Annotated in this window: 1 pseudogene; it reads left to right on the top strand. The window is 62.1% G+C overall.

Annotated features, from left to right (window positions below):
- A pseudogene (locus SB771_RS35010) lies at window positions 1-264 on the top strand (ABC transporter); the annotation flags it as partial.

The following is a 264-nucleotide window of genomic DNA, read 5'->3' as shown; positions in this document are numbered from 1 at the left end:
AGATCAAGGCGCTGCATCAGCGGCTGAAGAATACGGTGATCTACGTCACGCATGACCAGATCGAAGCGATGACGATGGCCGACCGCATCGTCGTGATGAATGCCGGGCGCATCGAGCAGATCGGGCGTCCGCTGGAGCTTTACGACCGGCCGGCGAATCTGTTCGTCGCGAGCTTTCTCGGTTCGCCCTCGATGAATTTCGCCGCGGGCGAAGTGGTGAGCGCGCCGAACGGCGTCGCATTGAAGCTCGCGGACGGCGTGCAGA

The organism is Burkholderia sp. SIMBA_051 (assembly GCF_046534915.1).
GTDB classification, from domain to species: domain Bacteria; phylum Pseudomonadota; class Gammaproteobacteria; order Burkholderiales; family Burkholderiaceae; genus Burkholderia; species Burkholderia ambifaria.
The sequence above is the reverse complement of the archived record's forward strand: the minus strand, read 5'-3'. Positions and strand labels throughout refer to the sequence as shown.